Here is an 11,551-nt window from a genome sequence, read left to right as displayed (position 1 = left end):
CTCAGTTTCAGCTTTTCTGCCCCTCTCTTTGTTACCATTCGATACCAATGGCCCGGCGCAGCCGCTGAATCGTTTGACGGGCGATGGCCCGGGCTTTCTCTGCCCCTTCGGCAAGGATCCGATCTAGCTCAGCGGGATTTGCCATGTAGGCTTCGTACCGTTCCCGAATGGGGGTCAGTTCCCGGTTCATGACCTGGAAAAGGGCTTCTTTGGCTTCGCCCCAGCCCATGCCACCCGCCCGGTATCGCTGGGCAAGCTGGGCCTGTTCTTCCGCCGTGGCAAAGAGCTTGTACAGGGCAAAGATCTGGCACTTGTCGGGATCCTTCGGTTCTTCTACGGTCTGGGAATTGGTCACGATCCGCATGATCAGCTTTCGTAGCTGTTTTTCCGGAACAAAGAGGGGAATGGTGTTGTTGTAGCTCTTACTCATCTTGCGGCCATCTAAGCCGGGGACCACCGCCACTTCTTCCTGGATAAGAGCCTGAGGAATGACCAGCAGGTCCTTCTTGTAGTTGTAATTCAGGGCCTGGGCGATATCCTGGGCCATTTCTACGTGCTGGACCTGGTCTTTCCCCACCGGAACCACGTGGGTATCAAACAGGAGAATATCCGCCGCCATAAGGACGGGGTAGGTGTACAGGCCCATGTTGATACCCGCATCGGGATCTTCCCCTTTTTCAAGGTTAGCCTGGACCGCCGCCTTGTAGGCATGGGCCCGGTTCATTAGTCCCTTGGCGGTAAAGCACATCAAGATGGTGGAAAGCTCAAAGGTTTCAGGAATAGAACTTTGTCGATAGAAGATTACCCGATTGGGATCGAGCCCCGCGGCGAGCCAGCTGGCTGCCACGCTGCGGATGTTCTGCACCAGTTCGTCCCGATTTTTTACGGTATTTAAGGCGTGATAATCGGCGATAAAATACCGGGCTTCATAGGTTTCTGCAAGACGAAGGGCCGGTTTGATGGCTCCAAAGTAATTTCCAATATGGACATCGCCGGTCGGTTTGATGCCCGTAAGGGATACCTTTGACATGGGCTGCTCCTGGTTTAGTGATAAAGTCGTGCTTGTAGGCCCCCTTATTGTACTGGTTTTGGGCAGCCGCGGCAAGGAATGATAGGGTCTTCTTTTCCTTCGAACTCAGAAAAAGGATAATCTCCGCACCTTTGAGTAAAACTGTCACCCTTCTAAAAACGGACTATTTTTGCATGATCGGGCCTTTCAACAAATCGCGGGGCCCCTTTCCTTTTTCACTTTTCCCCGATCCATGAGAAACAGAAAATAGGACCCCGCTTTATTGTAACTGCTGCGAAGAATTTTCGGAAAGATTTATCTATAGAGAGGCCCCAGGGTCTTACATGCCCGATAGTCGGCTCCTTCACTATCCATCCCAAAGGCCTTCCAATAGGTGGGACGGAAAATGTGATCTTCTTCCACATTGTGCATACATACAGGAATCCGGAGCATGGATGCCAGCGTAATAAGGTCTGCCCCAATGTGGCCATAACTTATGGCCCCATGGTTAGCGCCCCATGCGGCCATCACGGAATAAACATCCGTAAAGGGGCCTTTGCCCGTTAATCGAGGGACGAACCATGTGGTAGGCCAGGTCTCGTTGGTTCGTTTGTCCAGCTTATCGTGAACTTCCGCGGGAAGTGTGGCGGTAACCCCTTCAGCAATCTGAAGAACCGGACCCAACCCTTTAACCAGGTTTATCCGACTCATGGTAACAGGCATGCCCCCTTCGGTAAGAAAGTCTGATGAATATCCGCCGCCCCGAAAATAGCCAAGGTCCGCATAACGCCACAGAGTTGCATCAAGGCAGGCCTTTGCTTCTTCGGCAGTTACTTGCCAGTATGGTTTTATGGCCGGTTTTCCGTCCTTTTGTTGTTTGCCCGTGCCGTCAAGGCAGGTGGCCCCTGAATTAATAAGATGGATAAAGCCCCCTTCTGTCACTCCTTGAGGCTTCCATCCGGTGACCCGTTGCACCGCCTGGGGATTCCAGTAGGTTCGAACATCGGAAAAAATCTGGGCGGTTCCAGTAAGAAGATGTCCAAAAAGCATGGCGACACCATTGAGAGCATCATTTTCAGTAGCCACAAGGTAGGGCTGTCGAATGCCAGTCCAATCGAAAGAGGAGTTTAGGATGGTTTCCAGGAAGTCCCCATTGGGAAAGTGATCAGTCCATTGTCTTTGCCCCTGGAATCCGGCAAGAATTGCATTATGCCCCAGGGCCTCTTCTGAAAAACCAAGGGCCCTCAACTGGGGGTTCCCCACCATAAGGTCCCGGACAATCATGGCCATCTTAATGCTTGTTTCCCATACCTGATCTTTCCGGGTTCGGCTATGTTGTTTTTCTGGGGGATTAATGTCACTACCTTCATGACAATAGGTTTTGACCCATTGGAGAGCGTGTTGAAATTCCTCCTTTGAATAAATCCCTTCGTTTATTCGCCGGACCAATTCGCTCATATCTACGTATTCGTTTCGCATCCCCAGGTAGGTCTGGAAAAAATCGGGATCCACGATAGAACCGGCAATTCCCATGGAAACGGAACCTACCGAAAGATAACTTTTTCCCCGCATCCATGCCACCGCAAGGGCTGCTCGGGCAAAGCGAAGAATTTTTTCTGCCACGTCAGGAGGAATCTTGTCCGTATCCGTGAGGTCCTGTACATCATGTCCGTAAATACCAAAGGCGGGTAATCCTTTCTGATTATGGGCCGCGAGAACCGCTGCTAGATATACTGCTCCTGGACGGTCGGTTCCGTTGAATCCCCACACGGCTTTGATGGTCAGGGGATCCATATCCATTGTTTCAGACCCATAGCACCAGCAAGGGGTTACCGTGAGGGTGATGGCCACGTTTTCTCTACTGAATTTAGCCGCACAGGCTGCTGCCTCTGCTACTCCCCCGATGGTGGTATCGGCGATAACGCATTCTACGGGCATCCCGTTGGGATGGCGTAGATTATCCTGAATGAGGCGAGCGGCTGCTCGGGCCATTCCCATGGTGACTGTTTCAAGGGATTCTCGCACCCCTCCCATCCGGCCATCGATGGTGGGACGAATCCCTATCTTAGGGGGCTCCCCTTGGTATCGATATACCGGTTGTTGGATCTCAAAATCTTTGTTCATAGCGCTACCTCCTTAGCGTATGGTGTATAGTCCTTCATCTGGACAGGTATAGAAATGTGTGGGGGCTCCCGGATGTCCCTTGGGAGGGAGGGGTCCTTTGGGAAGAGATCCTGGGCCGGATCCGTTTCCCCTTCGACCCGTTGTAGTAAACGTCGAACCGCTACTTTTGCAATTTCCTGGACATTTTGGTGGGCGGTGGCAATGCAATGAGGGAAGAAAGGAATGTAAGGACTTTCATCAAAGGCCACGATTGGTACCGGTTGGGAAAGAGGGAAATCCAGTAACTGCCGTTGTATTCCTATATGCACCAGAAGATTAACCGCAAAGATACCATCAAAATAGAGACCTTCTTGTCGAAGTTCAGTCATCCGTTTGTATCCGTCCTGGATTTCCATGCCACCGAGTCGATATAGCCGAGGGTCTTGAGATATCCCCGCTTCTGTTAGGGCCTTCTGAAATCCCGCAAATCGATCTCGAGCGGGAGATAGATCGAGGGTTCCCCCCACAAAAGCAATATGCTTACACCTCCGCTGAATCAGACGGCGAGTTAATTCCCAGGCACCGGTAATATTATCGGAAACCACCCCTTCCAGAGGGAGACCTTCCACGTATCGGTCTACGAGAATAAGCGGTGGTCCGGCCTCGACAAAATCCCGTAGATACTCAGTCTTTTTGCCTGCCGGGATAAGAATGATCCCATCTACCCGCCGTTCTGCAAATAGGGAAAGCCGTTGGGCTTCAATATCAGAATCATTGGAAGAAGAGGCTATCAAAAGACTATAGCCTCTATCCTGCAGTTCCTGCTCAATTACCTCTGCCAATTCCATAAAGAAATCATTGGTAAGTTCTGGAGCGATAATACCAATAGTACGGGAAGAACGGGTCTTAAGACTTCGGGCAATAGGATTGGGTCGATATCCCAGTTCTTCGATAGTACGAAGGACCTTCTGGCGGGTCTCCTCTCGAACAAGATGACTCGTGTGGTCGTTCAGTACCCGGGATACGGTGGCGACTGAGACCCCTGCCTTACGGGCTACTAATTTTACCGTTACTGAATCGTTACTACTCATAGTATGTAATCGATTACATTTCTTAATGTGTATTATCCTATGGGAATTCGTTGGTGTCAAGAAAAATGTGTGGCATATTTGTTCTGTAAACAGCCATGGTACCCCCTTGGGGTACGTGCCCCATTGGCCTGGTTCGGTTTGGAACTACGGGCACTCTTTCCCTTATGACAGGAAACACAAAAATTCCCCGATTTAATTTTTTTGTTTTACAATATACGTCATGAAGCGTTTTTATACCTGTGCGGTGGTAGATGATGAACCAGAAATCCGGGAAGGAATGAGTAATCTGGTTCCCTGGGAGGACCTGGGGTTTCGCTGGGTAGGGGCCTGGGACAATGGGAAAGAAGCCCTGGAGATGCTCGAGAAAGAACCGGTTGATGTTCTTATTACCGATATTAATATGCCCTTTATGGATGGACTTGCCTTAAGCGAGCAGGTTCTTACTCGATATCCGGGGACTAAGATTCTTATCATTTCTGGTTATGATGAATTTGAATATGCCCGTCGGGCCTTGCAGCTACAGGTTCATGATTACATTGTAAAACCTATTACCCTTAAAGAGTTTAAACAAACCCTTGAAAAACTTAGAGATTTCCTTGATGCAGAACGGAGCCAGAAAGAAGAATATAGCAAGCTACGACAACAGCTTGCCGAAAGTCTTCCGCTCTTAAAAGAACGATATCTAGCTCAATTGTTTACAGCCGTACCGGACCTTCAGGAACTTCAGGAACGATTCCACTATTTTTCCATTTCCTTACCCTTGCAGGGGATGGTGTATCTTCTCTTGATGATCGATACCTGTTCTGTTCTTCAGGGAGAAACGCTGGATCTAACTATTCTCTCTCTTCGTAATGAAATTACTCTGAGGGGAGGAGAATCTCTTTTGCATGATGAGGGATACCTCGTGGGTATTTTCTGGGAAGAAACGGTGAATACGTTGTACGGCAAGGCCTTTTCAATTGCAGAGATTTGCCTTCAACGATTTCAAGAACATGCATTAGGTCCTATCGTGGTGTGCCTTAGTGAGGTTATTCGGACAATACATCAATTTCCCGACCAATATCGGATAACTCGCCGAATTCTGCAAAGTCATGTGCTTCGAGGAGAAGGAGGAATTGTTCTCGTACGAAATGAAATTTCGCAAGAAAATACCCAAACGCTTGAGCCCTTCAGGCAAACCCTGGATCTTTTGGAACGAGGGTTAACGTTGATTCAACCTGTTTTGATATCAAAGGCCATCGATGAACTAGTCTCGAAGGTTGTGTTGTATGAGCTATCCCCTCATGGTTTTCATCTTTTGCTTGAACGTTTGGCGGCTCTGGTGGTGGTAGTGTTAGAAGAACTCAATATCCCCTTGTCGGAACTTTTCCCTCCGGGGGCCGGCCCTTTTGAAGACCTTCGTTCTATTCGTACGTTAGATACTTTAAGAAACTGGCTTTCTGCCATGGCGGAAAGTATCCAGGCTCTGATAACACGACGACAAGAGAAGTTGGCTATCCAGAAGGTTCGAGAGACCCTGGGGTATATAGAACGTTTTTATATGCAAGAGGATCTTTCTATTCGTCGTCTCTGTGAGGAACTATATATTAGTCCTAGTTATTTAAGTGCCCTTCTCAAAACCCACACCGGCAAAACCTTTGTGGAACTTCTTACCGAAACGAGAATCCAGAAGGCCTGTGAATTACTGCGAAGTTCCGACAAAAAAACCGCGGAAATTGCCCGCCTTGTGGGATATCAGGATCCGCACTATTTTGGGCTAATATTCAAAAAACTAATTGGCAAGACACCTGGCGAATATAGGAAGAATTATGAGTGAACGAGCAGCATCCCATTCTCATAGTATTCAAGTAACCATGGCCCTGGCTTTTTCGGTGGTATCGGTCTCTATCATCGTGGCTGCTATTTTACTTTCATATGCTTTTACAGAGGAAGCGGCCCGACTTTCTTCCCGGACCTATACTCGCCAATTGATTCGTCAGATTGCCCAGAATGTGGACATGTATATCGATTACATGAAGAGTATTTCTTCCTTTATCCAGGGAAATCAGGATATTCAGGGATATCTTTCTGCTACAGAGGAAAGTCGTTTTTTTTCTCGTCAACGGGCCCGGGAAGTGTTGGAAACTATTATCCGCAGCCGGAAAGATATAAGTTTAGTCGCTCTTTTTGATATGCAGGGCAAACCTCTTTTTCATGATGAGCGGCTCGAAGTAAATCCTCATCGGGATCCAAGGCGGGAAAACTGGTTTGTCTCGGCTATGCAAAGGCCGGGAGAAAGTCATATTTCCTCTTCCCACGTCCAGAACATCCTTAAAAATCAATATCGGTGGGTGATATCTTTATCCCGTTGTATTGTTTCAGAACAGGACGCCTCTACTCTTGGTATCTTGCTGGTGGATCTGAATTATGATCTTATCCAGCGGATCTGTAGCTCTGTCCGGCTTGGGAAACGGGGGTATGTATTTATTATTGATGGAAAGGGGGAATTAGTATACCATCCCCAGCAACAGCTTATTTATAGTGGTTTAAAAAAAGAGAATATCCCTCAAATTCTTGAAACAAAAAGTGATTATTTTATCGCCGATATTCCCGACATGAAAGTTCTGTATAGTGTTCAAAACCTCCAGAATGTGGATTGGAAAGTGGTGGGGGTTAACTATAAAGATGAATTAGTGGAAAATCAGGAGCACATTCGACGGACCTATGCATTGTGGGGGGTGGCTTTTTTCTCGATTTCGATACTTCTTTCTATTGTTGTAGCCCAACAAATTTCTCGTCCCATAAAGCGACTGCGGAATTCGATGCGTCTTGTGGAACAGGGGAATTTCCATATTCGGTCAAATATTCGGGCGAATAATGAAATAGGGGAACTGGCCCGGGATTTTAATCTGATGGTAGAAGAAATCGAAAAACTTCTCTATCGAATTAAGGAACAACAGGAAGCAAAACGAAAAAGCGAGTTAAAGGCCCTTCAAATGCAAATAAATCCCCACTTTTTGTACAATACATTGGATTCTATTATTTGGATGGCCGAAGGAGGAAAACAGACCGAAGTGGTAGAAATGAGTGCAGCCCTGGCAAAGCTCTTTCGGCTCAGTATTAGTAAGGGTCGGGAGATTGTGACTATTGGCTCGGAAGTGGAACATGTCCGTAATTATCTTACTATTCAGAAGATCCGTTATCGGGACCGACTCGATTATCGAATAGAAATACCGGACCTTCTTATAGAATATCGAACGGTAAAAATTATCCTCCAGCCGTTGGTAGAAAATGCTATTTATCATGGCATCAAAAACAAAGGAGGCCCAGGACTTGTGGTAATTGGTGGTTGTTTGATCCATGAACCTGAGGGAAGTAGAGACCGGATAGAGCTTTTTGTTCAGGATGATGGGGTTGGCATGGATGATGAGACGCTTCAAAGATTGCGAAAACGACTGGGAAGGGTAAAAAATGAAGGTCTTCCCTCTGAATCTGAAGCCGGTGGGTTTTCTGAAGGAGAATCTGGTGCGTCCTTTTCTGGGGAGGGAGGCCTGTCTAGAAAGGGAGGGACATCCTTTGGAATTCCTTTAAAAATAGCAGATAATTCTCATAGCGGGACTTCGCATCATGGACTGGGGGTTCTTAATGTGGATGAACGAATCAAGTTGTATTTTGGTCCAGCCTATGGTTTACGCTATGAAAGCCAGGAAGGTAAAGGAACAACTGTCTACATCGACCTGCCGGCGATTTTAGAAGATATAGAAGAATAGGGGAAAAGTATGAAACGACGTACGGTTTTTATTGTACCGGCGATACTTCTTTTTCTTCTTTTTACGGGGATTTTTATCATCCTGTATTTTACTCGAACCCCTTTTCCACAAAAAGAAATACGAGTTGTGGCGGTTTTAAAAACCATCGATACAAATATGGAATTCTGGGAAGTAGTTAAAACGGCCATGCGAATGGCGGCGAATGAATTAGGAATAGGTCTTGAAATTGTAGGTCCTCCCGACGAAAGTGACATCGAAAGTCAAATCCGTATTATGGAGGCAGTAATTCAACAAAAGCCATCAGTAATTATTCTGGCGGCCACAGATAGAGATCGGCTTGTTCCTCTGGTAGAAAAGGCTCATAGCCAAAGAATTCCGGTAATTACCCTCGACTCGGGGGTAAAAAGTCCGCTACCCAGGACATTTGTGGCAACCAACAATGTGGAAGCGGCCCGGGAACTTGCTCGCTATGCCCAGCAACATATCCCGCCAGGGAGTATGGTAGCTATTGTAAATCACATCCCTGGAGCCACTACAGCTATAGAACGAGAACAGGGGGTTCGTAGTATCCTTGAAAAGGATCCTCGCTTTACTATTATTGGTACCTATTTTACCGACAATTTTGAGGAAAATGCCTATACCATCGCCCGTTCATTGATGAATCAGCATCCTCGCTTAAGGGCACTCCTTGCGATGAATGAGGTCTCGGTAATCGGGTGTGCCCGGGCCATCCGGGATCTGGGGAAAAAAGGTGTGGTGCAACTCTATGGTTTTGATAATTCCCTTGTGGAGGTTCAATTCCTCGAAGAGGGAGTCTTGAATGCCACCGTAATCCAGCGGCCCTTTTCGATGGGATACCTTTCTGTCCAAATAGCAGCGGATGTCCTGAGGGGAAAAACCTTTCCCTCTTTTACCGACACTGGTTCAGTGTTGATTACTCCTGAAAATATGTATTATCCAGAGCACCAAAAGCTTCTGTTTCCTTTTGTGAAGTAAAGCGATGCGAGGCTTGCTGTTTGAAAAATACTAGCCTCGGTAACCGGTGTTTAAAAAAGCCCCCTCTAAATTTCTTTCCCCTTTGTTTTTTTCAAAAAGACTGTTGATTTACTTATTTTCTGCTTGCATTTCTCGTATTATGATGTATAATATGAAAGTGTAATGAAAGTAATATGAAACTATGACGAAAGGTTTTGGCGTTATGATTGATGAACTTCAGGATCGGGAGCGACTTATCCTTGAACGACTTGCCCGGGAAGGGTCCCTCCAGGTAAGCGAGCTTGCTCAGGAATGGGATCTCTCGGAGGTTAGTATCCGGACTATCCTGCGGGGGCTGGAAGAAAAGGGCTGGCTCATCCGGACCCGAGGGGGAGCGGTTCCCGCCTATCACAAGGATATTCTGGAACGACAACAACAGCATATAGAAGAAAAGCATCGGATTGCCCGGGCTGCAGCAGAGCTCATTCGAGATGGGGATGTGGTAATGATAGAAGCAGGAACCACGACGGCGCTTATTACCCGCTATTTAATAGGGAAACGGGATGTCCATATCGTGACCAATTCTACCCTGGCGTTTTCCTATGCCCGTATGAATCCGGCGTTGCAAGTTACTATGACGGGGGGAGAATTTCGCAGACCCACCGAATCGCTGGTGGGTCCCCTGGCGCTTGAGACGATTGGTCAGCTTAATGTGCGTCTTGCCTTTGTAGGTACCGATGGTTTTAGCCTGGGCCGGGGAATGACTACCCATCTTATTGAAGGAGCGGAAATCGTAAAAGCCATGAAGCGTCATGCGGAACAAACAATCCTCGTGGCTGATTCAAGTAAATATGGAAAGGTTGGTTTCGTGTCGGTCCTTCCTCTTTCAGCGGTGGCCCTGATCATTACCGATTCGGCCCTTCCAGAGGCGGCGGTAGCGGAACTTCAGGAAGCGGCGGTTAATCTGAAACTGGTATGAAGGGTTCGGAAAGGGAAAAATTCCGAACCACAAGGAGGTGTACGGTATGGCCCAGGTGGTGGTAATGCCAAAGCAGGGAAACACGGTAGAATCATGCATTATTGTGGCCTGGCATGTTAAGGAAGGAGATTTGGTACAACCAGAAACTCCTCTGTGTGATGTGGAAACCGATAAGGCCACCTTTGAGGTGCCTGCCGGTGTGGCAGGGGTGGTTCTGAAGTTGTTATATCCCGAGGGAGAAGATGTTCCGGTATTACAGCCTATTGCGGTTATTGGCGAAGCGGGAGAAGCCTGGGAAACGGCCCTCGGCCAGAAAGAGCACAAAGAGGATGCGAGGGGCTCACTCTCCGCTAGGGGACAGGAGGAGAAAAACCTGGGCCCGTTGTCCACATCTCCAGGTGGGGTACCTTCCGGACAAGTAAAAGGCCCCATTTCGGTTGAAGCCCCCTCTCAGGAAATGAAACCCCCATCCTCACCCCCCGCGGACCATGTACCTGCTTCGCCACGGGCTCGGAAACGGGCGGAAAAAGAAGCGGTGCCCCTTTACCACCTTTCGGGTAGCGGCCCTGAGGGAAGAATTATCGAACGGGATGTAGAGGCCTATCTTGAAAAACGACCGCCCCTTACCACCGCAGCCCGGGCAACTCTGATAGAAAGTAGGAATTCCGGGCCGCCTCAGGCTGGTTACGGAAATGATGTTTCTGGAAAATCTCAAGAATTTACATCCCTTCCGACTGAAGGAACTGGAATTGGAGGTCGGATCCGGGAAGAAGATCTTCGTTCTTTTGTATTTCCAGAAGGAAAAGAGAAGGATCGCTCTTTCCCGCCTGGGGTAAGCCAGAAAGGGGTTCTTACTTCACAGGAAGAAAAAGAGACCCCAACATCTGGTACAGAGGGGCCCATCGTTACCCCTATCAAGGGTATTCGGAAGGTTATCGCAGAACGGATGTGGCAATCCCTGGCTACTACCGCCCAATTTACCCTTCATAGTCATGGATCCGCTCAGAAGATCCTTGCTCTGCGACAGGAATTTAAAGAGAGTGCAGAAACACTGGGCCTCAGGAATATTACCATCAACGATATGATTCTTTTCTTAGTGTCCCGGGTGCTTCTTCACTATTCATACATGAATGCCCATAAGGTGGATGAACAGCTTATTACCTACCAGGATGTGCACCTGGGAATGGCGGTGGATACCCCCCGAGGGCTCATGGTACCGGTGATTCGTTATGCCAATCGCTGTTCGTTAGTAGAAATTTCTCGGAAGGCAAAACTCCTTGCCCAGGCCTGTCTCGATGGAACCATTTCGCCGGATGACCTCACGGGTTCTACATTTACGGTCACTAATCTGGGGGCCCTCGGCGTAACAAGCTTTACACCGGTACTTAATGTGCCAGAGGTAGCTATCCTCGGTGTATGTTCCATAGAACCGCGGCCTATCCAGGGGCCTGAGGGGAACCTCGTGTTGGAACCTCACATAGGCTTTAGTCTTACCATTAATCACCAGGTCGTAGATGGGGCCCCGGCTGCCCGGTTCTTGCAGGCCCTGGTCCAGGCGGTAGAACAGTTTGATCTCTGGATGGCCCTTTGATGGGGAAGCAAGGAGGCCTTCTGACTGTTAGGGGAAGGAAAAAGATGAGGTGTA

Annotated in this window: 8 protein-coding genes; 5 read left to right on the top strand and 3 right to left on the bottom strand. The window is 48.2% G+C overall.

Features of this window, described 5'->3' with window-relative positions:
* Window positions 1-31: 31 nt before the first annotated feature.
* The 3 genes from C5O22_RS07595 to C5O22_RS07585 all read right to left on the bottom strand — a co-directional run bounded on the left by C5O22_RS07595 (window position 32) and on the right by C5O22_RS07585 (window position 4,203).
* Window positions 32-1,030: a tryptophan--tRNA ligase gene (locus C5O22_RS07595; protein WP_132780616.1), complete on the bottom strand. Its 999-nt coding sequence runs from the start codon at window positions 1,028-1,030 to the stop codon at window positions 32-34.
* Between the two features lie 294 nt (window positions 1,031-1,324).
* Window positions 1,325-3,133 (bottom strand): L-fucose isomerase, encoded by a 1,809-nt coding sequence (locus C5O22_RS07590; protein ID WP_132780615.1) that lies wholly within the window; start codon window positions 3,131-3,133, stop codon window positions 1,325-1,327.
* Window positions 3,130-4,203, bottom strand: a complete 1,074-nt coding sequence (locus tag C5O22_RS07585) for a LacI family DNA-binding transcriptional regulator (protein WP_132780614.1) — start codon at window positions 4,201-4,203, stop codon at window positions 3,130-3,132. The genes C5O22_RS07590 and C5O22_RS07585 overlap by 4 nt, the downstream gene beginning before the upstream one ends.
* A gap of 220 nt (window positions 4,204-4,423) precedes the next feature.
* On the opposite strand from C5O22_RS07585, the gene C5O22_RS07580 reads away from it, so the two are divergent.
* The 5 genes from C5O22_RS07580 to C5O22_RS07560 all read left to right on the top strand — a co-directional run bounded on the left by C5O22_RS07580 (window position 4,424) and on the right by C5O22_RS07560 (window position 11,497).
* A complete protein-coding gene (locus C5O22_RS07580; RefSeq protein WP_132780613.1) occupies window positions 4,424-6,019 on the top strand; it encodes a response regulator transcription factor in 1,596 nt (531 codons plus the stop codon).
* Window positions 6,012-7,952 carry a sensor histidine kinase gene (locus C5O22_RS07575; RefSeq protein WP_132780612.1) on the top strand — a complete coding sequence of 647 codons (1,941 nt, stop codon included), beginning with the start codon at window positions 6,012-6,014 and terminating at the stop codon, window positions 7,950-7,952. Before C5O22_RS07580 ends, C5O22_RS07575 begins: the two co-directional genes overlap by 8 nt.
* Window positions 7,953-7,961: 9 nt before the next feature.
* Entirely contained in the window at window positions 7,962-8,948 is a 987-nt protein-coding gene (locus tag C5O22_RS07570; RefSeq protein WP_132780611.1) for a substrate-binding domain-containing protein, read from the top strand.
* 181 nt (window positions 8,949-9,129) lie between these two features.
* Window positions 9,130-9,906 carry a DeoR/GlpR family DNA-binding transcription regulator gene (locus C5O22_RS07565; RefSeq protein ID WP_243692906.1) on the top strand — a complete coding sequence of 259 codons (777 nt, stop codon included), beginning with the start codon at window positions 9,130-9,132 and terminating at the stop codon, window positions 9,904-9,906.
* 46 nt (window positions 9,907-9,952) lie between these two features.
* Window positions 9,953-11,497, top strand: a complete 1,545-nt coding sequence (locus C5O22_RS07560) for a dihydrolipoamide acetyltransferase family protein (RefSeq protein ID WP_132780610.1) — start codon at window positions 9,953-9,955, stop codon at window positions 11,495-11,497.
* The last annotated feature ends 54 nt before the right edge of the window (window positions 11,498-11,551 follow it).

The sequence above is a fragment of the Treponema sp. J25 genome (assembly GCF_004343725.1).
GTDB lineage: Bacteria > Spirochaetota > Spirochaetia > Treponematales > Breznakiellaceae > J25.
The sequence above is the reverse complement of the archived record's forward strand: the minus strand, read 5'-3'. Positions and strand labels throughout refer to the sequence as shown.